Raw genomic sequence first — 23654 nt, forward strand, 5'->3', positions numbered from 1 at the left:
TTTACATCCGGAAACTTGTATTTTTGTCGCGACAGTCGCTGACCGTCGACTGTCACCCCACGCGCAAACAGTGCTTGCGCAACGTATCGGCCTGGCTCTTGCTACGACGAGATGCCTGTTCTGCACGCTGCCAGAACAATGTGCAAACACTTTACGGTGGAGTGCGGCTGGCTGGATGGCTTTATGTGAACCAGAGTTATGCCCTTGAGTTTATATTCCTTAGGTGGCATATTCGCATGATATGGGACGTTGAATACACGGATGAATTCGCAGATTGGTGGGGTTGCCTGGATGCAAGGGAGCAATCGTCGGTGTCTGCCAGCGTTGATCTGCTCGGGCTTTTTGGACCGGGCCTGCGCTTTCCCCACAGCAGCGATATCAAGGGGGCTCGGCATGGCAACCTGCGAGAACTGCGTATACAGCACGCGGGGCGCCCTTATCGAGTGCTCTATGCATTCGATCCCAGGCGCTGCGCGGTATTGCTGATTGGCGGCAATAAAACTGCACAAGACCGATGGTATGAAGAGTACGTTCCGGTAGCTGAAAAGCTGTATGACGTACATTTGGACACATTGCGTAAGGAGAGCCTTAAACATGGCTAAAAAATTTGCTGAACTTCAAGCTCGCATGGCGCCTGAGGCTCGGGCCGAGGCCGAGCAGCTGTTTCACCAGCACCTCAAGGAAATGCCGCTGCATGAGCTGCGCAAGGCACAACAGTTGAGCCAGGAGACTCTCGCCAAGGCATTGAAGATCAACCAGGCGGCCGTGTCGAAAATGGAACGCCGTACCGACATGTACATCAGCACGCTGCGTGACTACATCCGTGCGATGGGTGGCGAGCTGGAAATCATCGCGACGTTTCCAGACGGGCAGGTCAAGATCGACAACTTCGCTCACTGATGCATATTGGCCGACCCACATGAACCAGCTCCTCGCTATGCGCACCCTCGTGCGTGTGGTCGATACCGGTTCATTCAGCCGTGCGTCCGACCAGTTGGCGCTGCCGCGCTCCACCGTCAGCAAGTGGTCACGGACCTGGAAAAACACCTTGGCATCAAGCTGATGCACCGCACCACTCGCGCGCTGGCGCTGGCGCTGGCGCTGGCGCCGACGCCTGAAGGGCTGGAGTATTACCGCCATGCCCGGCGCCTGGTGGATGAGCTGGACGAGGTGGACAGCGCCGCGCACGCCGGTCAGGATTCACCTCACTTGCGCTCACGCTTTGTTACTATCGCCGTCCATCGTCACCAGGAGTCACCGGCCCATGCAACACCAGTGGGATGAAATGCACCGCACCCGCAAGCCCACGTTTGTGATGTGTGGCGAGCCTCAGGGCGATGTGCTCAATCTCTATGTTCACGGTTACTCGGCATTCTTCAACCGCCAGCAACTGGGCAACTTCAAGCAACAACTGGCGAGCATCGAAGGCTCGACCAACCTGATGCTGTTCTGGCCGGCGGGGCATTTTCTGGAAAACATCTTCGCGCCGTTCAAGGATGTGATCACCTCAATGCTCGGCGGCGGTGGTTTGGGTGCCGCAACTGTGGGCGTGGGCAAGGCGATTGCGTATTTTCTCGACCACTACAAAAGTGTCGAGGCGCGTGTTGATGAAGTGGCCAAGACCTTGTTGCCGGAATTGGCCAGCTACCTGCACGCTGAATCGCTGGAGGTGCGGCGCATCAACCTGATCGGTCATTCCCTCGGCGCACGCATTCTGGTCAAGAGTGTGCTGGCCAGCCCCGAAGTCGCTCGCGAACTGCCATTGAATAACGTGTTGCTGATGGGCGGGGCTATTTGCACATCCAGCCCGTGGGAGGCGGTGTCGGCGCCGCTCAAGGGGCGCGTGATCAATTGCTACTCAAGCAAGGACTGGGCGCTGGCGATGAAGCCGGACACCGAACGCTGCATTGGCCGTTATGCGATTGCGCTGACACCTGCGCTCAAGGCCAAAGTGACCAATGTGCACTTGGCTACTTTCGACCATGCCGCGTACTGGCCGCAGTTGAAAACCGTGGTGCAATACACCGACCTGTTGCAGGAGCGGCGCGGCATCATCCGCGCCGATCAGCGCAGCCGCGAGGTACGCTTCGCCGAAGAGGACGCGGAACTGTTCCCGGTACTGCTGCAAGCGCGCCCGGACGAGCTTAAATTCCTCGCCGAATTAATCGCGCAAAAGCGCAGCGCCTCGATTGATGCCGCCGTACGCGAGCCGTTAAAGCTGGCCATCGCATTGCAGCGCATGGGCGGTGACAGCTTTATGAACCTTTCTCGTGGCCACGGCGTGAGTTATCGCCAGATCGCCGAAGCGGTGGCGCAGCGCCTTGGGATCAAGTTCAAAGCGCCGCTGGAAAGCGTGTCGCTGGCGGACATTGAGGCTCAGGTGGCGGAAAAGCTGATCACGCAGTACAAGGACAAACTCAGTCATGCCGATCGGCAGGCCTTCGATGCTGAACTCAAGGCCGCCGCGCAAAAAGAGCAGGGCTTGTTCAAGCGTTTCGATGTTGGCCGCTCGGCGACTACTGCGCTGAGCGGCACGGCGTTGGCGGGGTTGACCGGGTTTATGCTACGGCGCGGCGCCGCCACGGCGATTCCGGTGGTGGGTCAGGCGCTGGCGGCCGCGATGTTGCTGGTCAGCGGTGTTCGGGCGTTTTCCGGCCCGGCCTATTCCATCACCACCCTGGCGGTATTGGTGGTGGGCGTGGTTCGCCAGCGCATGGAACGCGAGGCGCTGAACCAGGAGATGGACCTGGTGGTGCAAGTCGTCGAAGCGTTTGACTTACCGCGTGAGACGGTGATGCGCACCGTCGCGTCCGACTGATAAGCTGCGCGTCTGACTCGTACGTTTGCTTGGGATACCGCGTGAAATTCAGCCTGCCGAAAATCGCTACCGCCCCGTTCTGCCCGCCGGAAGTGGCTGGCTCCGTCATCGTCGACCCCAAGGCTTCGTTTTTTAAACGCGCGCTGATGTTCGCCGGCCCCGGCCTGCTGATCTCTATCGGCTACATGGACCCCGGCAACTGGGCCACGGCCATCGAAGCGGGTTCACGTTACGGCTACAGCCTGTTGTTCGTGGTGTTATTGGCCAGCCTGGCCGGGATGGCGGTGCAGTGCCTGTGCTCACGGCTGGGTATCGCCACCGGCAAGGACTTGGCGCAACTGTGCCGCGAACGCTACAGCAAACGCTCGGCACGCACGCAATGGGCGCTGGCCGAAATCTCGATCATTGCCACCGACCTTGCCGAGGTGCTCGGCTGCGCCTTGGCGTTTCACCTGCTGCTCAGCGTGTCGCTGACTACCGGGATAGTGATTACAGCGTTCGACACACTGTTGATACTGGCCCTGCAAAACCGCGGTTTTCGCCGCCTTGAGGCAATCATGCTGGCGCTGGTGGCAACCATCGGCGTGTGTTTTTTTATCGAGCTGGTGCTGATCAAACCCTACTGGCCGGACGTATTCAGGGGCTTCACCCCGTCATTGTCGGCCATCAGCGATGCGGCGCCGTTGTATCTGGCCATCGGCATCCTGGGCGCTACGGTGATGCCGCATAACCTCTACCTGCACAGCTCGATTGTGCAGACCCGGCTGATCGGCAAAGACCTCGCCAGTAAACAGGACGCGGTCAAGCTGGCGCGTATCGACACCATCGGTTCCCTGGCCTTGGCGTTACTGGTCAACGCCGCCATCCTGGTGCTGGCTGCCGCAGCTTTCTACAAGACCGGCCACACCGATGTGGTCGAGATTCAAGACGCTTACCATCTGCTCGACCCACTGGTGGGCGGTGCGTTCGCCAGCATCCTGTTCGGCGTGGCCTTGCTGGCCTCGGGGCAAAGTTCGACCTTTACGGGCACGATTGCCGGGCAAGTGATCATGGAGGGTTACCTCAACCTGCGTATTCCCTGCTGGCAGCGACGCTTGATCACCCGTGGGCTGGCGCTGATCCCGGCGTTTCTCGGGGTGTGGCTGATGGGCGACGATGCCATCGGCAAGTTGCTGATTTTGAGCCAAGTGGTGCTTAGCCTGCAGTTACCGTTTGCGCTGTACCCGCTGATCCGCATGACCGACGACAAGCAATTGATGGGGCCGTTTGTTAACCGCCTGCCGACACGTGTGTTGGCGTGGTTTCTGTTTGTGGTAATCAGTGGCGCGAATGCGTGGTTGATCGGGCAGTGGTTGTTTTGATTGGAGGGCAATGGGTGCGGCCCCAGCCTGCACAAGCATCGCCAAAGACGAGTATTGAGCAACCTGCGCATCGCGCCGTCAGCAGTTTCATCGGTTCGCTGATCGCTGTCGCAATCGTAAATCTCTGCAGCATTTTCAATCAGCTTTCGGGCTTGCCGGAGAGCTTGGGGTCATCGCTGAGCGCCCTGAAACGCGTCCAACAGGTCGTCGGGCAACGAAGCATCAAAGTCGTCGGGAACGACCAGCTTGCCTTTCATGGCGCCAATTCGATGGCCTTTGGGTTTTCCTGCCGGCACAAGCTGCGCCATCGCACGCCCATGCTTGGCGATAGTGATCACCTTGCCGGAGGCGGCCTCATCGACAGGTTTTGAAAGGTTATTTTTTCTTCGCCCAACGGCACGGTAATCATCTGGTGATCCCCATAAAAGAATAGGCTCAAGCCTGCATACCGAGTGCTGTACTTAGGAATAGTGGCGCGAAAACTCAGAACGGACCTACATTTCCTGCTAGGAATTTTCTTCGCGCCAGCGCTGTTTGAGTGATCGAAATTGCTCAGCGATCCCAATACGGCACCGTCCCAAAACACGCCACAAAATAATCAATCACCGTGCGCACCTTCAGCGACAAACGTCGGCTGCCGGGCCACAGCGCGGCTATTTGCTGGGGTTCGAGCGTAGTCGCCACTTCATACTCGGTAAGCACTGCCTGCAACGTGCCTGCACGCAGGCCTTCACCAATCAGCCATGAAGGAAACACCACCAACCCCAAGCCTTGCTCTGCCGCGTGGGTCAAGGTGTCGGCGTGGTTGCCGGTGATCGGGCCTTTGACGCTGTAGGGCGTCCAGTCGCCCTGATCGCGGCGAAAGAACCAGCGTTGTTGGCCGGTAATGCCTTTGTAGGCCAGGCACTGGTGGTTGATCAGTTCACCTGGGTGTTGCGGCGTGCCATGGCGGGCCAGGTAGGCGGGGCTGGCGGCGATGCGAAAGCGCTGGGGCGCAAAGATACGTGCCTGCATGCCGGAGTCGTTAAGCACGCCAATGCGAAACAGCAGGTCGGTGCCATCTTGCAGCGGGTCGACGTAGGTGTCGGTTTGTTGAATGTCCAGTTGCAGCTTCGGGTAGCGCCGACACAGCTCGCCCAGCCATGGCGAAAGATGACGCTGACCGAACACCATTGGCGCATTGATGCGTACCAGGCCGCTGGGCTCGCTTTCTTGTTCCTGCAGGGCTTGGCCGGCGGTTTCCAGTTGTTCCAGCATCAACCGCGCGTGATGGCCGAGCAGGCGCCCGGCCTCGGTCGGGCTGACCGCACGGGTGTGCCGGTACAGCAACTGTTGGCCGAGCGCCTGTTCCATCACCTGGATTTGTCGGGAAATGGAGGAGGGCGCCAAGCCTTCACGGCGCGCCACTTCGGAGAAGCTGCCGTGGTCGAGCACGCCGACAAACAGGCGCATCGCCTTGAAACTCAACTCATTCAAGCCCTGCATCATGCCTCCAGGCTGTGCGTATTGCGCAAAGGTGTTATCCATATGCTCCCATTTATCGCACAGGACGGCCACCGGATAATGCGCGCCATGTTTTCTTTCTTGAAACGCAGGTGATGTATGCAGGCAAGTTCTATTGAGGGTGTGGCGCAGGCTACGCCGAAAAAAAATGCACTGCGGTTGCTGTTGCTGCCATTGGTGATTCTGGCGGGCATGGGCTTGTCGGTGGAAGCGGGTTTGCTCGGGCCACTGGGCGTGCAGGTCGGGCATTTGTGGGCGACCTTGAGCATCTTTGGTGTGGGCACGGCGATCCTGTTTTTGTTGATGCTGTTCAGCGGCCCGCAGCAAGGCCCCGCGTTGACTGAGCTGCCACGCTGGCAGTTGATCGGCGGGTTTCTGGGGCCGATGTACGTGGTGGTGCTGACCCTGGCCACGCCGCATATCGGTATCGCCATGACCATGATCGCGATTTTGTCGGGCCAGGTTGGCAAGAGTGTGCTGATCGACCATTTCGGTTGGTTCGGCACTGCGCGCAAGCGGGTCAATGGCGAGCGCTGGATTGCCTTGGCATTAATTGTGGCGGCACTTGTTTTGATTGCACGAGGGTAAGGCGATGAATCTGATTTTGTTACTGGTACTGGTGATCGCCGCAGGTGCGGTGTTGAGTATGCAGGCGGCTATCAACGGGCGCTTGGGCCAGTCGGTGGGTGTGTTGCGAAGCAGCTTGTTGACCTTTGCGGTGGGCGCGATCACCACTGCGCTGTTGATTTTCTTCTTTGAGCCCGCCCAGGCTATCAGCCTGCTCGATGTGCCGAAATGGCAACTGACCGGTGCGTTGTTCGGCGTGGTGTACATGATGGTGATGGTTGGCGCGGTGCCCATCGTCGGCACGGCTGTTGCGACGGTGGCGGTGATCGTCGGGCAACTGGGCATGGGCATGCTGATCGATAACTTCGGTTGGCTGGGCAACCCGGCGATAGAGCTGTCGGGCAGTCGCATCGTGGCGATGCTGTGCCTGGCGCTGGCGCTGGTGTTTATGTACCGCAGCAATACGCGTCAGGCCGATTAACCGGAATGAACCTTGGCGCCTTGCCCATAGTCATTGCTTTAGGTGCAGCGCTCGCCGCACCTGGACGACCATCAAAAGGAGTCTGATCATGCCAGATACAACCTGTGCCTGCCCCCACTGCAAATGCGTGCTGGGCGTTGACGCGGTAATCAAAGACGGTAAAGGCTATTGCTGCCAGGGATGCGCCGAGCATCATGCGCACGGTGAGCCGTGTGCAGCCGCGACGGGCTGTGAGTGCGCCAAGTCGGCCCACGGTTAAAGGTGTGGATGTGGGGGCCGGTTTCGCTGGCCTCCCACACGTTTGCGCTTTATCAGTCTTGCGGAACGCCTTTCTCCCAGGCGGACCAGTTCTTCAGAATCGCCTGCACCAGTGGGTTGCCTGTGCGATAGAGGTTTTCCAGCGCCGGTACAAACCCGCCTTGGTCGGCGTACTTCAGCAAGTTGTCGACTTCGCTGTAGCCGGGGTACGGACGGTCGAAATCAGAGCCGGCGCGCACCACGGCCAGGCGCTGGATGTCCACCAGGCCTTCGCGGCTGGCGCGCAGCAAGGCTTCATAGGTGGAGTTGTCTTCCTGCTGCGTCGTGCAGTACTCGCCTTTGTTGTCGGTGAGTAATTGGGTCCAGACTTCGGCGCGCTCGCTCAGGCGTGTGCCGGAGAACCAGGTATTGCCGGCCAAGGTGTCGCAACGGGTGACTTGCGGCGGTTGATTCGCCGGTGCCGCCGGGTAGTGTTTGCGCCAGGCGCTGGATTCCTTGCTTTCCGTCAGCTCAACCTTTTGCGACAAGGCAAACGCCTTGGCTTGCAGCGTGGGGTTCAGCTCAAACACTTCGGTCTTGTAGTCCAACGGTGGTTTTTCGTTGGGGCCTTTGGTGTTGATACCGATGTAACCAGTCGGCCAATCTTTGGGCACATCCCGCGAATCAAGCTCCCATTGGGTGCCGAATTCCACCAGGTAATGCGCCCAGGCGGCGGTGCCGATGGTGCCGTGCTTGGGGTTGATGCCAGCGATGCCTGCGATCAGAAAGTAGCTCTGGCGCAGGTCGAATTTGGGCGACAGCGCCAAGGCCAGCGTCGAGGCGGCGGCGTTGGTCTGGCCCATGCCGGTGACGAGCAGGCAAACGTCTTGGGCGTTGCAGCGGATGGCCGGGTATTCAGCCGAGAGGCCGGGTACGCGCACTTCTTGCTTGAGTTCCAGGCGGTCAATCCAGGTTTGCGCCTCGGGGGCAAACATGGTGATCAGCATCACTTTGGGCTTGATCGGCGCGGTGTCAGCCAACACCACGTGGGGCAGCAGGGCCAGGCCAACGGCCAGCGAGAGACGGGTAAACGCTTTCATCTAATACTCCTTGATCAGAATTGGTAGCCGACGCCGGCGTAGTAGCCCCAGCCATCGGAGCGGGCGCGGAAGTTACCCTCGCCGAAATTCAACTCACTGCCATCATCCCAGTTGCCGCCGTTGTGAAAGTAACGGCCCACCAGGGTAAAACGCAGGTGCGTGAACGAGTACAACAGCACGTTGGTGGCCACCAGCGAGTTGGCGGTGCGCGCAACATTGTCTTTGTGCAGGTCCGAGCCAAAATCGTAGTTGGTGAAGCCGATATAGGTCAGCGACGCGCCGTTATCGAAGCTGCTGATGGGCACGATGTACTTCATTTGCGCGCGGTAGCCATCCCACGAGTATTCATTGCTCGCGCCATAGTTTTCCCACTGGTAGCGCCCGTAGAAGTTGGCCGACAGGTTGACGCGCGAGTGGGTGTCAATATCGGTGCCGAGGCCGCTGTACAGGGTGTTGGCACGGTTGGACGTATTACTGCCGTGGTCGTAGATCCAGTCAAACGCCACGTACCATTCCTTGAACGGGCCGATCGCCAGGCTGCGTCCTGCGAGGTAGTCGATGGAGATGCGCGGCTCGTGTTCCATAAACAGCGGCGAGCCATGGTCCCACGCGCCTTTGTCATTACTGTTACCGATGCCGAGAATCTTCGGCACGTCTACATAGCCGTACAACTCGAACGGCCCTTTGCGGCCGAAGTACTCGTATTCCAGGTACACGTCATCGGACGGCTTGGGGCTGAAGCTGATGTCTTTGCTGCCGATCAGCGTCAGGTCCTGGTTGAACCAGTCTGACAGGTACGCGCCTTTTTTCGCCGGGCTGGCGTCGGCAGGCTTGGTTTCAGGGCTTAGGGTTTCGCCCTGTGCTGAGTCATTGACGGGGGTTTCCTGCGCCAAAATGGGTGCGCTGAGTACTCCCGTAACGGCAGCCAGCAGCAGGGAAACGCCAAAGGAAGTAGCCGACGCAGGGCTCCTGGAGGTGGGGTGCATTAAAAATCCCTATTCGTACGCGGTTTGAACCCGATTACTCGGGCAAAGAAGAACTCGGCTGCCAAGTTCGTTCCGCAAACGTTTGCACAGGCTGTACCAACTTTGCTCAATCGCTTGAATGAAATGAAAAAAAGGTGAATTAGTCGACCTTTTGATCAGAAATGACTGGGTGTCAATTTCTCGAGGCGGTTGAACAACTGCATCGCGGTTTCGCGGCGATACTCACTCGGCGTCTGGTTCATTTCGATGCGAAAGTGCCGGTTGAAGTTGGACAGGTTGGCGTAGCCCACTTCAAAGCAAATGTCGGCTACCGACATCTCGCTTTGCAGCAACAGCCGGCACGCGCGCTGCACGCGAAACTTGCGCATCAGGTCGATAAAACCGTGGCCGGTGTTGCGCTTGAAGAAGCGTGAGAAGCCCGGTTCGCTCATCTCCAGTTGCTGCGCGATCACCGACAGGCGCACATCCCCGGTCAGCTCCGTCATCAGGTAATCGAACGCTTTGTTGATGCGTTCTGCGCTGCGCGCGTCCAGCGTCGGGGCATAGCAGGGGCTGGCCAGCGCCTGAACCTGATGCGCGGGGGCGGTGTTCAAGCGGTCGAGCAATTGCAGGAACAGGATCAGCCGTTGCAGCCCGTGGGCCTTGCCGATGTGTTCCATCAAACGCGCAGCCTGCAGCGCCGTGTCGCCGCTGAATTGCAAGCCGCGCCGGGCCTGTTCGAACAACGGCTGCAAGTCGCCAAGCTCCGGCAGGGTTTTGCGCAAGGCGAGGAGGGCGGCGCCGTCGAATTGCAGCACCACATCGCGCCCGCTCAGGTGTTCGCCGGGGGCCAGCTCGCCGATCCAGTCATGCGGCAGGTCTGGGCCGATCAGCGCAACGTGCCCGGCACTGAACGCGCCGATATAGTCGCCCGCCACCAATTTGCCGCTGCCTTGGCGGATCAGGTGAATTTCGAATTCGGGGTGGTGGTTCCAGCGCGCCAGGTCGTAAGGGTAGTCGTGTTCGAACCAGCGGAAGCAGTGGTCCGGTTCGGGCAGGATGACTTCGAGTTCGGCAGGCCGGTGTTCGAACAGTTTGGCGCGACTGATGGGCATGCTGATGCCTCTTTTATTGTTGGATGACGCCAAAATACGCGCCTTGCCACGCTGAGTGCTACCCCCCGTTTCGACCGGCACTGATACTTTTTTGATCCGTGCGCCCGGGTTAAAAAAGTACCAGCCAGGCATTCGTCATTCGTTTGTGAGGGCATCGGCAAGCTGCTGTAATCGGCGCTCAACAACAAAAACAACAGGTGGAAACCGCCATGCTCCTGACCTGCAAAGCCAAGTTCCCGCAAGCGCTGTTCCTGCTCTCTGGCCTGGCGCTGGGCATGTCCAGCTACGCTGCCGACACCGTGACCATCGCCACGGTCAACAACAGCGACATGATCCGTATGCAGCGCCTGTCCAACGTGTTCGAAGCGCAGCACCCGGGCATCAAGCTCAACTGGGTGGTGCTCGAAGAAAACGTACTGCGCCAGCGCCTCACCACCGACATTGCGACCGAGGGCGGGCAGTTCGATGTGCTGACCATCGGCACCTATGAGACCCCGCTGTGGGGCGCCAAACATTGGCTGGAGCCGCTGACGCAACTGCCGGCTGACTACGACGCCGAGGATATTTTCCCTTCAGTGCGCCAGGGCCTGTCGGTCAACGGCACCCTGTACGCGTTGCCGTTCTACGGTGAAAGCACTGTCACCTACTACCGTACCGACCTGTTTAAACAAGCCGGCCTTAGCATGCCGGCGCACCCCACCTGGAGCCAACTCGGTGAATTCGCCGCCAAGCTCACCGCAAAGGACAAAGACCAATATGGCCTGTGCCTGCGTGGCAAAGCCGGTTGGGGCGAGAACATTGCGCTGCTTAGCACCATGGCCAATGCCTTTGGCGCGCGGTGGTTTGACGAGCAGTGGAAGCCGCAATTGACCAGCCCCGAGTGGACGGCGGCCGCCAACTTCTACGTCAACACGCTGAAGCAATATGGCCCACCGGGCGCGTCCAGCAACGGCTTCAACGAAACCCTGGCGCTGTTCAACAGCGGCAAATGCGCGATCTGGGTGGATGCCAGCGTCGCCGGTTCTTTCACCACCGACAAAAGCCAGAGCAAAGTCGCAGACAGCGTAGGGTTCGCCGCGGCACCCACCGAAGTCACCGACAAAGGTTCTTCCTGGTTGTACGCCTGGTCCCTGGCGATCCCGGCCACCTCCAAGCACAAGGACGCCGCCAAGGCGTTCATCACGTGGGCAACGTCCAAGGATTACATTCAGTTGGTGGCCGATAAAGAAGGCATCACCAACGTACCGCCAGGCACGCGCCAGTCGACCTACAGCGAAGCCTATTTGAAAGCCGCGCCGTTTGCTCAAGTGACGTTGCAGATGATGAAGCACGCCGACCCCGCGCACCCATCGGCCCAGCCCGTGCCGTATGTGGGCATCCAGTACGTGACGATCCCTGAGTTCCAGGCCATCGGTACCTCGGTTGGCAAGCTGTTCTCGGCGGCGCTGACCGGCGGCATGACGGTTGAGCAGGCGTTGCTCGCCGCCCAGTCCACCACCGAGCGCGAGATGAAACGCGCCGGTTACCCGAAGTGATTTTTACAGGACACCGCCATGAAACGACTCGAAGGTAAAAGTGCACTGATCACCGGATCGGCGCGGGGTATCGGCCGTGCGTTTGCTCAAGCCTATATTGCTGAAGGCGCGACGGTTGCCATCGCCGATATTGACCGGCAACGCGCTGAGGCCACCGCAGCCGAGCTTGGCCCTCAGGCCTACGCGGTGGCGATGGACGTCACCGACCAAGCCTCCATCGACGCGGCGATTGCTGCCGTGGTGGCGCAGGCCGGCAAGCTGGATATTTTGATCAACAATGCGGCGCTGTTCGACTTGGCGCCCATCGTCGACATCACCCGCGACAGCTATGCGCGGCTGTTCTCGATCAACGTCGCGGGCACGCTGTTCACGCTGCAAGCGGCTGCCCGGCAGATGATCAGCCAGGGGCACGGTGGCAAAATCATCAACATGGCCAGCCAGGCCGGGCGTCGGGGCGAGGCGTTGGTGGCGGTGTATTGCGCGACCAAGGCGGCGGTGATCAGCCTTACGCAGTCGGCGGGGCTGAACTTGATCAAGCAAGGCATCAACGTTAATGCCATCGCGCCGGGTGTGGTCGATGGCGAGCATTGGGACGGCGTGGATGCGCTGTTCGCCAAGCATGAAGGTTTGGCGCCTGGCGAGAAGAAGCAGCGGGTGGGCGCTGAGGTGCCGTTCGGGCGCATGGGCACGGCGCAGGACCTGACCGGCATGGCGGTGTTCCTGGCCTCGAAGGAGGCTGATTATGTGGTGGCGCAGACCTATAACGTCGATGGCGGTAATTGGATGAACTAAGGCCAGGTCATTTGAGGCGGCGCTTCTCAGATCAAGATCAAAAGCGTAAAAGCGCTTTCTGTGGGAGCGGGCTTGCTCGCGATGCAGGCACCTCGGACCAGCAGGTACAACGCGTTGACTGCATCGCGAGCAAGCCCGCTCCCACATTTGAATCCTCATGAGGTTTGATCAAAACGTTAGTCGGCAAAACTGCGGTCAAAAAAATACACCGCGCCAGGCTTCAGGTTCTTCACCGTCGCCTGTGGCCGGCCGCCTTCGCCCTGCTTCTTGCGCCCCGTCTCACGCAAATACCCCGCCTCAGTCAGCTTCAACAAACGCTGGCGAATACTGGTCTTCAACACCGGCCGCGCCAGCACCAGCGAAAAAATCGTGGTGGCTTGCGGCGCACTGAATTCCTCGCCCAGAAACATCAACGGCAAACTGCTGTACAGCGACTTGGAAAACAGCCGTTCCTGCACCGCCGCCACGATCAGGTTGTGGTCGAACGGCAGCTTGATACTGCCGTCCGCCACCGCGTTCAGCGCGCACCATTGCTGATGCTCAGCCAAGCTGACCTCCTCGGCGACGATCGCCAGGTAGTAAGTCGACGACGACCAGCAACGCGGGTCACGAAACGCGTCGCCCACGGTGCCGACTTGCTCGCTCCAGGCCAGCTCAAAGCCCACCTTGTCACTCGCGCGTAAACGCTCCACCGCATCCTTGAGGCTCAGATCTTGCACGTCGCCGTTCACGACCACGCCGGGTAATGCCCAGTGCCCGGCGAAGGGCTCGGCTTCGCGTTTGTTCAGCAGCAGCATCAACTCCCCGCGGGTGCGGCAGTAAAACAATACGCACAGGTCGACAGTGTGCAGGTAGGCGCTAAGTGGCATGGGAGGTCCTTATGAACAGTGGCGGGGTACAGTCTAACGGATCGAACAGGTATGTCATGTACTTGCACCAACACCCATAACCAGATGTTTCTTGCAATGAAAGTACATGACGTGTACTTTTATTTTCAAGCCTCAGGAGAACCGTCATGACCCTCGCAAAAACTGCCATCGCCTCATTCGACGTCGACGCCCAGAAGAGCTTCACGCCGCTGTGCCCCGACGAGTTGCCGGTGGCCGGTGGCGACCAGATAGGCGCAGAGCTCAACTTCATGGCCAGCCTTGCCGGCCATCGCGTGGGCAGCAAAGACGCCCACACCCCGCACGCGTCGTGGGTGGTCGCGCAGCACAGCGAGATGCTGCAACCCACAGGCCTGGCGCACGCCGATGTCACTTGGGTCAGCCACTGCGTGCCGGGCACCAAGGGTTTTACGTTGTTGGACGAATTGCCCAGCCCGTATGACTACGACTACTTCATCTGGAAAGGCGTCGAACCCGACTTTCACCCCTACGGCGCCTGCTACCACGACCTGCACGACAAGCTGTCCACGGGCGTCATCGAGTATTTGAACGCCCAGGGCGTCAGCCGCGTGATCGTCGGCGGCCTGGCGCTCGACTACTGCGTCAAGACCACCGCGTTGCAACTGCTCAAGGCTGGTTTTGACGTGGTGCTGCACGTGCCGGCGTGCCGCGGTATCACCGAGGAGGGCGGCGTGCAGGCGGTGAATCAATTGCTCAAGGCCGGTGCCGTGATCAGCCGCACCCGCGAAGAACTGGCCGCGATGGCCACGCGCTAAGGAGAAACACGATGGAAAGTGCATACGACTACGAATCCCCGGTGATCCAGGGTTTGCTCGACACCGATACTACACCTTCACCATGATGCAGGCGGTGTTGCACCAGCACCCGAACGTCGACGTGGAATACAACTTCATCGTGCGCTCCAAGGAAAAGCTCGGCCACCTGATTCCACAACTGCGCGATCAGCTGGAAAAACTCGCCGGGCTGCACATGCGCGAAGGCGAGTTGCGCTTTCTGTTCAACCCGCGCTTTCGCGAATACCTGACCCCGGATTACGAGCGCTTCCTTGGCCTGTTCCGCTTCAACCTGCGCTACATCCAGGTGAGCGAAGTCGACGGCCAACTGAACATCCGCGTGGTGGGCCCGATGCTGCACTGCATCATGTTTGAGCAACCGGTATTGGCGCTGGTCAGCGAGTTGCGCAACCGCGACAAATACCCCGACGTCAGCCTGGAAGATGTCACCCGCAAGCTCTACCAGAAGTTCGACTGGCTGGAGAAAAACCTCAACCGCGACGAACTCGCCGATCTGCGCGTCTCTGATTTTTCGACGCGCCGACGCCTGTCATTCAAGGCCCAGCGCGAAGTGGTGGACATCATGCGCCGCGACTTCCCCGGCCAATTCGTCGGCACCAGCAACGCGCACCTGGCTTATGAGTTCGACCTGCCGCTGATCGGCACCATGGCCCACCAATGGATGATGGTGCACCAGCAACTCGGGCGTTTGCGCGAAAGCCAGAACGCCGCCCTGGAAAACTGGGTGCGTGAATACCGTGGGCGCCTCGGGGTTGCGCTGACCGACTGCATCAGCACCGACTTTTTCCTCAAGGACTTCGACCTGTACTTCGCCAAATTGTATGACGGCCTGCGCCAGGACTCCGGTGACCCGATCGTCTGGGCCGATAAAGTGCTGGCCCGTTACGCAGCACTGGGTATCGACCCGATGACCAAGGACCTGATGTTTTCCGACGGCCTGAACTTCGAGAAATGCTTGCCGATCTTGCGTCACGTGCGCGGCAAGGCCAAGTTCGGGTTCGGTATGGGCACCAGTTTGGCCTGCGATGTAGCGGGCGTAGAGCCGTTGAGCATCGTGATGAAACTGGTGCGGGTGCACGGCGAACCGGTGGTGAAGTTTTCCGATGACCCGATCAAGAACGTCTGCGAAGACCCGTCGTTTTTGCAGTATGCGGCCAAGGTATTCAATGTCGGCAGTCTGGAGGTGTGACATGCAAGAGCGTATCGCGCAGGAACTGAATATCGACCGGCAACTGGTCAAGGGCGCTGAGGCCAACGAAATCCAGCGGCGCATCGACTTCATCAAGGCCACCTTGCGCAGCGCAGGCGGCAAGGCGCTGGTGCTCGGCATCAGCGGCGGTGTGGACTCACTCACGGCGGGCCGCCTGTGCCAGCTTGCCGTTGAGCAACTGCGCGCCGAAGACGATGCCGCGCGCTTTATCGCCATGCGCCTGCCCTATAAAACCCAAGTGCGCTTGCTCGCCACAGCCCTCGGCGCACCGGCAAACCTGGTGTACAAGCAGCCCACCGCAGACCTTGAAGAACTGGCGCCGGGCAAGGCCGATGAACAGGTGTATGGCTGCACCTATGCAGAGATCGACGCCTACTTGATGGGTGAGCCGGTGAGCGAGCGGGTGAGGCAGATTGTGCAGGGCGCGTACAGCAAGACCGCACACAAACGCGCGCTGCCAATTACCCCGGCCTGATCGTGATGATCGTTCCCATGCTCCGCGTGGGAGTGCACCCCGTGACGCGCAGAACTCAACGCTCAATCGACCGGCTCCAACGCGCATTCCACTCTGGCCGCGCCTGGTTAACCTGGTCCCAATCAATCGAAATTGCGGTTTGCAGGTAACCCTGCATCGCCTCTACCCGCGCGCGGGTTTTGTCGGTGGTCGGCGTGGTCGGGTTCGAGGGTATCTGGTCACCTTCTTCCAGCGCCGGCGCTTGAGCCTCGGGGGTCAGCAGGAACGCCGCCAGTTTTTGCGCCAGTTCCGGCTGGTCATTACGCGCAATCACGCATTCGGCGACGTTCAGCACCACCGCGCCTTCCTTGGGTTGCGCATATTCCATGGGCACGCCCAAGAGTTTTTGCGTGGCGACTTGCGTGGGCGTCAGCGGGAAGAGGGCGGCTTCGTCGGTTTGCACCATCTCGGAGATTTTTGCCGAGCTGGCGATGTATTCCAGCACATTCGGCCCGACGGTTTTTGGCCAGGCCTTGAAGCCCGGTTCTACATTGGTTTCGGAACCGCCCTGAATACGGTTGAACATTAAAAAACCGTGCAGGCCGAAGGTCGAGGAGGCCAGGGACTGGAACACTACCTTGTCCTTGAAGCGCGGGCCGGCCAGGTCCATCCACGAGGTCGGTGCGGCCCAGCCGTTTTCCTTGAACATCTTGGCGTTGTAGCCCAAGCCGGTAACGCCGAGGGTTACCGCTACGGCCTGGTCCTTGATTCTGGCCTTGGCCGGGATTTGCTCCAGCGTCGGGCTTGGCGCCAGCGTGTCGCACAGGCCCATCGAGATGGCGCGGTACATGATGCCGTCGTCAAGGAACATCACGTGCAGTTGCGGGTTGTCTTTGTTGGCCTGGACCTTGGCGAGGATGTCCGACGAGGTGCCGGGCACGATCACCACTTTGACGTTATTGGCCTTCTCGAACGCGGGCAGCACCTTGTCGGCGTACACCCGTTCCATGGTGCCGCCGTTCATGCCCAAGTACAGCGTCGGCGCAGCATGGGCGGTGGCCGCGAGCAGCGCGAGGGGCAAGCAGGACAGCGCGATACGTGTGTTCATGGAGGTTTTTCCTCTCAGGCATGGAAACGACGGATGGAAAACGCTTCGATCGGTTGGCGGCTGGCGCCCAGGCAGACAATCTCTGCCAGGGCTTCACCGACGGCGGGGCCGAGCTGAAACCCGGCGCCGGCAAAGCCGAAACCGTGCAGCAGGCCGGGTTGGGTGCTGCTGGGGCCGATCACCGGTTCATGATCGGGTAAATAACCTTCGGTGCCGCTCCAGGTGCGAATCGCCTGAGCGCCTTTGAGGAACGGGTACAGTTCGCCGGCATTGCGCAAAATCTCCAGCACCGCCGCCTGCCCGGGCCGTGCCTGTTGCGGGCCGAGGGCAAAGCCGCGACCGCCGCCGAGGATGCAATTGCCCCGCGCCACTTGCCGCGCATAAATCCCGCCACCTTCAACGCCGGTGCTCACGTTCATCACCACCGCCAAGGGTTCGGTGACCAGCATCGCCGGGTGCGCCGAGGTGATCGGCACGGGCTCGGCAAATTGCGCGGCCACGCTGCCGGCCCAGGCGCCGGCGCAGTTCAGCAGCCAGGGCGCTTGCAGGTGCAGGCCGTTGGCGCAGTGCACGTTAAATAGATGGCTATCGTGTTCGATGGCAATCACCTCGGCCTGCTCAAAGACAGACGCGCCGAGGCGCTGCGCCGCCCGCGCGAAGGCGGGCGATACCAAGCGTGGGTTGGCGTGGCCGTCTTCGGGGCACAACGACGCGCCCACCGTCACATCGCCCACCCACGGGAACCGTGCGCGTAGCTCGGCGTGATCGAGCAGTTGCAAGCCCAGGCCGAAGCCGCGCGTGTGCGCTGCATAAGCCTGCAGCGCGGCGAAATCTGCAGGGCTGCGGGCCAATTTCAAATGCCCGCAACGCACGTATTCGCCATCAATGCCGATCAAGTTCGGCAAGTCAGCCCACAACTGATGGGCGCGCTGCGACAGCGGCAATTGATGCAACGGCCGACCCTGGCGTCGCACGCCGCCGTAATTCACACCACTTGAGTGCGAGCCGCAAAAGTCGCGCTCCACCAGCGCCACACGCTGGCCTTTTTGCGCGAGCATTAACGCTGCAGACGCGCCGACAATCCCGCCGCCCAGTACGATCACGTCGATCATGGCTGCACCTCAACACCAAACGGCAATGGCTTGATCGGCGCCTGGCCACGCAAACGCCCGACGTTTTGAATGCCTCGGCCACTGCGCTCGGCGATAATCTCTGCCGCCGCCAACCCGCACATTCGCCCTTGGCAACGGCCCATGCCGACCCGGCAATGCGCTTTGACCCGGTTGATTTCCCAGTGGCCTTCGTCCACCACAGCGCGCACATCGCCTGCGCTGACCTCCTCGCAGCGGCACAGGATCAACTCATCCGGCGCTTGCGCAGCCCATTGTTCAGGGAAGGGGAACGCGGTTTCCAGGCCATCGCGAAAGCGTTGGATGCGCGCCAATTGCTGCTCCAGCACAGCCGAACGGCGCAGGTCGATGCTGATGCGCGCATCTTCCAATACCGCCAATGCCGCGCGCTCACCGGCCATCTGCGCCGCGTCCGCGCCCATGATTGCCGCGCCGTCGCCCGCCAGGTAAACCGCGCTGACACTGCTGCGCCCGGCGCTGTCGCGCAGCGGTAACCAGGCGCGGTTCAAGCGGTTCCAGGCGAATTCACAGCCGAGCAAGTCCGCCAGTTGCGTCTCGCTGCGCAAGGCATCGGCGAAGGCCACCGCATCGCAGGCCAGCGTGTGTTCGCCCCAACGAATGCCGCTGACGCGTTGCTCGCCGTCGATGTGCTTGAGCGTCGCGCCCTGATGCACGGGCACGCCATGCGCGGTCAGCCAGGCGCGGTAATACATGCCTTTGGCCAAGGTCGCCGGTTGCCCAAGCAGAGCCGGCAGCGCTCGGCATTGGGCGCTGAATGGGGCGCTGTCGAGCACCGCCACCACGGTGGCCCCCGCTTTGGCGTACTGGTACGCGACCAGGTACAGCAACGGCCCGCTGCCACACAACGCGACCCGCTCGCCGATGGCGCAGCCCTGATACTTCAAGGCGATTTGCGCCGCACCCAGGCTGTACACGCCGGGCAAGGTCCAGCCCGGCACCGGCAGAATGCGGTCGGTGGCGCCGGTCGCGACAATGATTTGCGAATACTCGATGCTCTCGGCGCGGCCGTTGTTGAGCAGGTCGAGGCGCCCGTCCTCGGCATTCCACACCAGGGTTTCGGGCCGGTAATCGATCAGCGGCGCCAGTGCGTCCAGGGTGCGATGCACGGCTTGGGCCTTGCTCGCTTCAAACCCGTAAATCTGCTTGGCCGTGCGTTGAAACCCTAACGGTTGCCGGCGATAAATCTGCCCGCCACCGCGCAGGCTTTCATCGATCAGGCACGCTTTGATGCCATGGTCGAGCAAGGTGCGCGCCGCACTGATACCCGCCGGGCCTGCGCCGACAATCACCACCGGCTTCATGGCTGGCGCCCCGGGTCACGGCTGATCGCCTGGCCCGCTTGCAGCAGCGTCGAACAGGCGCGCACACGCCGCCCGTCTTCAAGGCGCACCCAGCAATCCTGGCACGCGCCCATCAGGCAGAAGCCGGCGCGACGTTCGGCGCTGAAATCGCTGCCGCGCAGGTGCTCGGCGCAGGTCAGCACGGCGGTCAGCAGGGTGTCGCCGAGCAAGCCCGTGGCCGGTTGCCCGTCGAGGGTGAAGGCCAGCACTGGGCGGTTGGTTTCGGCCAATCGTTTGAATAACGCCATCAGTGTTTCCCCACCAGCACGCGGTCGAGGCCATAAACCCGGTCGAGCACAATCATCGTCGCTGCGGTGAGTGCGATCACCAACGCGGAGACCGCCGCCATCATCGGGTCGATAGACTCGGTGGCGTACACGTACATGCGCACCGGCAGGGTTTGCGTGGCCGGTGAACTGACGAAAATCGACAGGGTTACTTCATCGAAACTGTTGATAAACGCCAGCAGCCAGCCACCGGCCACGCCGGGCAAAATCATCGGCAGCGTGATCAGGCGAAACAGCGTAAAGCGGCTCGCACCCAGCGACTCCGCCGCCTGTTCGGCACTGCGGTCAATGCCGATGGCCGCCGCCAGCACCAGGCGCAGCACGTAAGGGGTGATGATCACCACGTGGGCGAGCATCAGCCAGGTGAAGCTGCCGTTGACGCCCATCAGCGCAAACACGCGCAGCATCGCCACGCCCAACACCAAGTGCGGGATGATGATCGGCGACAGAAATAACGCGCTGAAAAAGTTGCGCCCCGGAAACTGATAACGGCTGATCGCCAGGGCGGCCGGCACTGCAATCAACGTCGCCAGGCTGGCAGCGGTAAACGCCAGAATCAGGCTGTTATAGAACGCCTGGATAAAATCGGCACGCTCAAACACTGCGCGAAACCAGCGCAGGGATAAGCCCGACGTGGGAATGCTCAAGGTGTTCTCCGGGGTGAACGCCACCAGGCACACCACCACCAGCGGCGCCATCATGAACAGCACCACCAGGCCATGAAAACCGAGCGCCAAAGGACCGTTTCTAGGCATGCGCTTAAACCCCCAAGGACTTTTTGTAGCGGCTTTCGACCATGCGGTTCCAGCTCAACATGATCAGCAGGTTGACCAGCAGCAGCACCACCGCAATCGTCGCGCCCATCGGCCAGTTGAGTTCCGACAGGTACTGGTCGTACACCACCGTGGCGACCATTTTCAGGCGTCGCCCACCGAGCAAACCGGGGATTGCAAAGGAGCTGGCGGCGAGGCCGAACACGATCAAGGTGCCGGACAACACGCCAGGCATCACTTGCGGCAAGACGATCTTGCGCATCACCGTGGCCTGGCTCGCGCCCAGCGATAAAGCCGCCTGTTCAGCCGACGGGTCGAGCTTTTGCAGGGAGGTCCACACCGGAATAATCATGAACGGCAGCATCACGTGCACCAGTGCGATGATCACCGCGAACGGCGTGTACAGCAGCTTCACCGGGCGCCCGCCCAACGCCTGAATGACTTGGTTGACCAGCCCGTCGGCGCCGAGCAAGAGGCTCCAGCCGAAGGCCCGCACCACCACCGAGATCAGCAGCGGCGTCAGAATCAGGATCAAAAATATCGAGCGCCACGGCGTGCCCATGCGGCTGAGGATGTAGGCTTCGGGCACGCCGATCACCACGCAGAGCAAGGTCACCAGCGCGCTGATCCAGAAGGTGCGCCAGAAAATCTCGTAGAAATACGCGTCGCTGAACAGCGCCAGGTAATGCGCGAAGGTCCACTCATCGGCCTTCACGCCCACTTGGTAGTCGAACACGTTGAATGACAACACCAGGGTCATCACCAGCGGCAGGATCAACAACCCGCTGAACAGCAGCAGCGCCGGCAACGACAACAGATAACCGCGGCTCATGCGTGCACCTCATCCGTCGCCAGCACGCGCAGCAGGCCGTCTTGCCAGTCCATGCCGACAAGCACGCCGCGAGCCAGCGGCGCGCTACCGTCGTTGCTGCGCACCACGGTGATTTCACCAAGCGCGGTGTGAATGCGGTACAGCCATTGGCTGCCGAAGAAATAGCGGTCCAGCACGTTGCCTTGCAAGCGCCCAGTGCCTGCGCCTACCAGTTGGATTTTTTCCGGGCGCAGGCTCAGGGTCAGCTCGCCATCGCCGCCTTCGTGACGCACTTGCGGGGTGCCGAGGTCGTCGTAGTCACCGGGCAGCAGGTTGGCCTTGCCGACGAAATCCGAAATAAACCGCGTGCGCGGGTGTTCATACAGCGTGTACGGCGCATCGATCTGAGTGACGCGCCCGGCGTGCATCACCACCACGCGGTCGCTGATCGACAGCGCTTCGGCCTGGTCGTGGGTGACCATCAATGTGGTGATGCCGACGGCACACTGGATGCGGCGGATTTCAAACTGCATCTCTTCGCGCAAGTTAGCGTCAAGGTTGGACAGCGGTTCATCGAGCAGCAACACCGGCGGTTCGATCACCAGGGCGCGAGCCAGGGCCACGCGCTGGCGCTGGCCGCCGGACAGTTCGCGTGGGTAGCGCTCGGCGTGTTCGGCCAGGCGTACCAGTTCCAGCACGCTTTTAACCTTGCCGGCGATCTCGGCCGCCGGCACCTTGCGCATCTTCAGGCCGAAGGCAACGTTGTCGCTCACACTCATGTGCGGGAACAGCGCGTAGCTCTGGAAGACCACGCCCAAGCCACGGCTGGCGGGTTTGGCGTGGGTAATGTCGCGGCCATCCAGGAGGATTTGCCCGCCGCTGACATCAACAAAACCGGCGATCATTTGCAGCGTGGTGGTTTTGCCGCAGCCCGAGGGGCCGAGCAAGGAAACGAACTCGCCTTTTTCCACCGCAAGGTCGGTTGCGACCACTGCATGCACGGCGCCGTAGCGTTTGCTCAAGGCGTTGAGTTGGAGAAATGCCATGTCTGCGTTCCACCTTTTTTGAGTCGCGTCGAAACGCGCTTTTTTGTTTTGGGCAGATGCGAAAAGTAGTTCGGGTGCGTTGGCGGTCGATCTTGAGTCGGCTGCGGCCTGTGTTTATTTCGCCCCTGTGGACGCAGATTAGGACGAAGACTAGGATGGGCGAAAGACGGTATTTCACTGGATGAACTACTATTTTCAGTTTTATTCATTCACCAGAATATTCTGCGAGAAATACGTTTATGGATTCCATTGAGCGGAATGAAACAGTGAAAGAAGTGGGCGCGGGTGGCGTCTCCCGGTTGTTTGCCGTGCTGCGCAGTTTGGGCGCGGTGCCCGAAGGCGGAGAACGCGTTACGCAGCTTGCGCAACAGGTCGGTCTTTCGCAGCCCACCACACACCGCCTGCTGCGCAGCCTGATGGACGAAGGCATGGTTGAGCAGGACGCGCGCAGCAAGCGCTACCGCCTGAGCCTGGAGTTCTTCGCGCTGGCGGCGAACGCCGGCAAAACCGGCAACCTGCGCGACCTGGTGCGGCCGAGCCTGTTGCGCCTGAGTGCGTCATTGGGCGATTCGCTGTTCCTGCTGGCGCGCAGCGGCTTTGATGCGATCTGCCTGGACCGCAGCGAAGGCCCGTACCCGATCCGCACCTTCACCGGTGACATCGGCGGGCGCGTGGCATTGGGCGTGGGGCAGGGCAGCCTGGCGATTTTGGCGTTTTTGCCGGAAGAAGAGCGCGAGACGGTGATCCGCTACAACCTGCCACGGCTCAAGGATTTCCATCTGTACGACGAAGTGCTGTTGCGCTCGGAGGTCGAAAACGTGAGGCGCTTGGGGTACGCGGCGCGTAATACCGGGGTGCTGGAAGGCATGGCCGGCTTGGCCGTGCCGATTCTGAATCGGGATGGGCATGCGGTCGCGGCGTTGAGCGTGGCAACCATCAGTGACCGGCTAGGCCCGAGCCGGTTGCCGATGGTGGTGGAATTGCTCAAGCGCGAGGCCGCGGCGATTGGGCCGCGGATCAATCCGTTCGATCCGACGTTGCGCAGGCCGTCGCAAACCTTCGGCGCATAGCCCTGCGCTCATTAAACGCTCAAGCCGAACGCGGTCAAGTGTGGGAGCGGGCTTGCTCGCGATGGCATCAACGCGGTGTGCCTGAGGGTCCGAGGTGCCTGCATCGCGAGCAAGCCCGCTTGTATGGTTAGACTTGTAGGGGTGGTGGGACTAAAAGCCAGCATCTGACTCTAGCCAGTACAGACCGTGGGAGACTTCGCCCCACCCCTTCACCCAAAACGCCGATAA

26 protein-coding genes and 2 pseudogenes are annotated in these 23654 nt (G+C 60.8%); 15 read left to right on the forward strand and 13 right to left on the reverse strand.

Translation table 11 applies throughout. From position 1 onward, the window contains the following. Positions 1-236 precede the first annotated feature (236 nt). Genes ACOZK9_RS23490 through ACOZK9_RS23515 form a run of 6 tightly spaced genes read left to right on the forward strand, consistent with a single transcriptional unit; the run spans position 237 to position 4179 of the window. Positions 237-602 carry a type II toxin-antitoxin system RelE/ParE family toxin gene (locus ACOZK9_RS23490; RefSeq protein ID WP_058413974.1) on the forward strand — a complete coding sequence of 122 codons (366 nt, stop codon included), beginning with the start codon at positions 237-239 and terminating at the stop codon, positions 600-602. Further along, complete coding sequence (locus tag ACOZK9_RS23495) at positions 595-900, forward strand: helix-turn-helix domain-containing protein (RefSeq protein WP_058413963.1); 306 nt, start codon at positions 595-597, stop codon at positions 898-900. The genes ACOZK9_RS23490 and ACOZK9_RS23495 overlap by 8 nt, the downstream gene beginning before the upstream one ends. A gap of 19 nt (positions 901-919) precedes the next feature. Next, a complete protein-coding gene (locus ACOZK9_RS23500) occupies positions 920-1063 on the forward strand; it encodes a LysR family transcriptional regulator (protein ID WP_421556671.1) in 144 nt (47 codons plus the stop codon). After that, the gene (locus tag ACOZK9_RS23505) at positions 1063-1284 is read left to right on the forward strand and encodes a hypothetical protein (protein ID WP_421556672.1); all 222 of its coding nucleotides are present in this window, start codon (positions 1063-1065) and stop codon (positions 1282-1284) included. The genes ACOZK9_RS23500 and ACOZK9_RS23505 overlap by 1 nt, the downstream gene beginning before the upstream one ends. Continuing rightward, positions 1265-2818, forward strand: a complete 1554-nt coding sequence (locus ACOZK9_RS23510) for a DUF726 domain-containing protein (RefSeq protein ID WP_421556673.1) — start codon at positions 1265-1267, stop codon at positions 2816-2818. Before ACOZK9_RS23505 ends, ACOZK9_RS23510 begins: the two co-directional genes overlap by 20 nt. Before the next feature lie 41 nt (positions 2819-2859). Further along, the gene (locus ACOZK9_RS23515; protein WP_421556674.1) at positions 2860-4179 is read left to right on the forward strand and encodes an Nramp family divalent metal transporter; all 1320 of its coding nucleotides are present in this window, start codon (positions 2860-2862) and stop codon (positions 4177-4179) included. Positions 4180-4349: 170 nt separating this feature from the next. Here the strand turns inward: ACOZK9_RS23515 and ACOZK9_RS23520 are convergent. Continuing rightward, positions 4350-4588 (reverse strand): annotated as a pseudogene (locus tag ACOZK9_RS23520) (type II toxin-antitoxin system Phd/YefM family antitoxin). Positions 4589-4731: 143 nt separating this feature from the next. Then, positions 4732-5664 (reverse strand): LysR family transcriptional regulator, encoded by a 933-nt coding sequence (locus ACOZK9_RS23525; protein ID WP_421556686.1) that lies wholly within the window; start codon positions 5662-5664, stop codon positions 4732-4734. Between the two features lie 117 nt (positions 5665-5781). Here ACOZK9_RS23525 and ACOZK9_RS23530 point away from each other — a divergent pair, with 117 nt between their 5' ends. The 3 genes from ACOZK9_RS23530 (at position 5782) to ACOZK9_RS23540 (ending at position 6989) form a co-directional block, all read left to right on the forward strand. Continuing rightward, positions 5782-6270 (forward strand): DMT family transporter, encoded by a 489-nt coding sequence (locus ACOZK9_RS23530; protein WP_099237112.1) that lies wholly within the window; start codon positions 5782-5784, stop codon positions 6268-6270. 4 nt (positions 6271-6274) lie between these two features. Beyond that, positions 6275-6730: a DMT family transporter gene (locus ACOZK9_RS23535; RefSeq protein ID WP_058413954.1), complete on the forward strand. Its 456-nt coding sequence runs from the start codon at positions 6275-6277 to the stop codon at positions 6728-6730. A gap of 88 nt (positions 6731-6818) precedes the next feature. Further along, the gene (locus ACOZK9_RS23540; protein ID WP_082649060.1) at positions 6819-6989 is read left to right on the forward strand and encodes a metallothionein; all 171 of its coding nucleotides are present in this window, start codon (positions 6819-6821) and stop codon (positions 6987-6989) included. 52 nt (positions 6990-7041) lie between these two features. On the opposite strand, the gene ACOZK9_RS23545 is transcribed toward ACOZK9_RS23540, so the two are convergent. The 3 genes from ACOZK9_RS23545 to ACOZK9_RS23555 form a co-directional block, all read right to left on the reverse strand. Then, a complete protein-coding gene (locus tag ACOZK9_RS23545; protein ID WP_122251623.1) occupies positions 7042-8067 on the reverse strand; it encodes a purine-nucleoside phosphorylase in 1026 nt (341 codons plus the stop codon). A 14-nt stretch (positions 8068-8081) separates the two neighbouring features. Then, a complete protein-coding gene (locus ACOZK9_RS23550) occupies positions 8082-9053 on the reverse strand; it encodes a nucleoside-specific channel-forming protein Tsx (RefSeq protein WP_421556675.1) in 972 nt (323 codons plus the stop codon). Positions 9054-9208: 155 nt separating this feature from the next. Beyond that, positions 9209-10147 (reverse strand): AraC family transcriptional regulator, encoded by a 939-nt coding sequence (locus tag ACOZK9_RS23555; protein WP_421556676.1) that lies wholly within the window; start codon positions 10145-10147, stop codon positions 9209-9211. 275 nt (positions 10148-10422) lie between these two features. Between ACOZK9_RS23555 and ACOZK9_RS23560 the strand changes: the two genes are divergently transcribed. Next, positions 10423-11682 (forward strand): ABC transporter substrate-binding protein, encoded by a 1260-nt coding sequence (locus tag ACOZK9_RS23560; protein WP_421556687.1) that lies wholly within the window; start codon positions 10423-10425, stop codon positions 11680-11682. An 18-nt stretch (positions 11683-11700) separates the two neighbouring features. Further along, the gene (locus tag ACOZK9_RS23565; RefSeq protein WP_058413950.1) at positions 11701-12474 is read left to right on the forward strand and encodes an L-iditol 2-dehydrogenase; all 774 of its coding nucleotides are present in this window, start codon (positions 11701-11703) and stop codon (positions 12472-12474) included. Between the two features lie 176 nt (positions 12475-12650). On the opposite strand, the gene ACOZK9_RS23570 is transcribed toward ACOZK9_RS23565, so the two are convergent. Further along, positions 12651-13343 (reverse strand): NUDIX hydrolase, encoded by a 693-nt coding sequence (locus ACOZK9_RS23570; protein ID WP_421556677.1) that lies wholly within the window; start codon positions 13341-13343, stop codon positions 12651-12653. Between the two features lie 146 nt (positions 13344-13489). Between ACOZK9_RS23570 and ACOZK9_RS23575 the strand changes: the two genes are divergently transcribed. The 3 genes and pseudogenes from ACOZK9_RS23575 (at position 13490) to ACOZK9_RS23585 (ending at position 15861) form a co-directional block, all read left to right on the forward strand. Next, positions 13490-14137: a nicotinamidase gene (locus tag ACOZK9_RS23575; RefSeq protein WP_421556678.1), complete on the forward strand. Its 648-nt coding sequence runs from the start codon at positions 13490-13492 to the stop codon at positions 14135-14137. Between the two features lie 11 nt (positions 14138-14148). Next, positions 14149-15365: pseudogene (gene pncB, locus ACOZK9_RS23580) on the forward strand (nicotinate phosphoribosyltransferase). A 1-nt stretch (position 15366) separates the two neighbouring features. Beyond that, positions 15367-15861, forward strand: coding sequence for an adenine nucleotide alpha hydrolase family protein (locus tag ACOZK9_RS23585; RefSeq protein ID WP_421556679.1), 495 nt, complete (start codon positions 15367-15369; stop codon positions 15859-15861). A 55-nt stretch (positions 15862-15916) separates the two neighbouring features. Here ACOZK9_RS23585 and ACOZK9_RS23590 read toward each other — a convergent pair whose 3' ends face one another. Genes ACOZK9_RS23590 through ACOZK9_RS23620 form a run of 7 tightly spaced genes read right to left on the reverse strand, consistent with a single transcriptional unit; the run spans position 15917 to position 22356 of the window. Continuing rightward, entirely contained in the window at positions 15917-16948 is a 1032-nt protein-coding gene (locus ACOZK9_RS23590) for an ABC transporter substrate-binding protein (RefSeq protein ID WP_421556680.1), read from the reverse strand. A 14-nt stretch (positions 16949-16962) separates the two neighbouring features. Beyond that, positions 16963-18060, reverse strand: coding sequence for an NAD(P)/FAD-dependent oxidoreductase (locus ACOZK9_RS23595; RefSeq protein ID WP_421556681.1), 1098 nt, complete (start codon positions 18058-18060; stop codon positions 16963-16965). Next, on the reverse strand, positions 18057-19400 hold the full coding sequence (locus ACOZK9_RS23600; RefSeq protein WP_122251614.1) for an FAD/NAD(P)-dependent oxidoreductase: 1344 nt from the start codon (positions 19398-19400) through the stop codon (positions 18057-18059). The genes ACOZK9_RS23595 and ACOZK9_RS23600 overlap by 4 nt, the downstream gene beginning before the upstream one ends. Then, positions 19397-19687 carry a (2Fe-2S)-binding protein gene (locus ACOZK9_RS23605; RefSeq protein WP_058413942.1) on the reverse strand — a complete coding sequence of 97 codons (291 nt, stop codon included), beginning with the start codon at positions 19685-19687 and terminating at the stop codon, positions 19397-19399. Before ACOZK9_RS23605 ends, ACOZK9_RS23600 begins: the two co-directional genes overlap by 4 nt. Further along, a complete protein-coding gene (locus ACOZK9_RS23610) occupies positions 19687-20481 on the reverse strand; it encodes an ABC transporter permease (RefSeq protein ID WP_421556682.1) in 795 nt (264 codons plus the stop codon). The genes ACOZK9_RS23605 and ACOZK9_RS23610 overlap by 1 nt, the downstream gene beginning before the upstream one ends. Before the next feature lie 4 nt (positions 20482-20485). Next, entirely contained in the window at positions 20486-21331 is an 846-nt protein-coding gene (locus tag ACOZK9_RS23615) for an ABC transporter permease (RefSeq protein ID WP_058413940.1), read from the reverse strand. After that, complete coding sequence (locus tag ACOZK9_RS23620; protein WP_421556683.1) at positions 21328-22356, reverse strand: ABC transporter ATP-binding protein; 1029 nt, start codon at positions 22354-22356, stop codon at positions 21328-21330. The genes ACOZK9_RS23615 and ACOZK9_RS23620 overlap by 4 nt, the downstream gene beginning before the upstream one ends. A gap of 239 nt (positions 22357-22595) precedes the next feature. Here ACOZK9_RS23620 and ACOZK9_RS23625 point away from each other — a divergent pair, with 239 nt between their 5' ends. Next, complete coding sequence (locus ACOZK9_RS23625; protein WP_421556684.1) at positions 22596-23426, forward strand: IclR family transcriptional regulator; 831 nt, start codon at positions 22596-22598, stop codon at positions 23424-23426. Positions 23427-23654 lie beyond the last annotated feature (228 nt).

Origin of the sequence: Pseudomonas kitaguniensis (assembly GCF_049199985.1) — a bacterium.
Taxonomy (GTDB): domain Bacteria; phylum Pseudomonadota; class Gammaproteobacteria; order Pseudomonadales; family Pseudomonadaceae; genus Aquipseudomonas; species Aquipseudomonas kitaguniensis.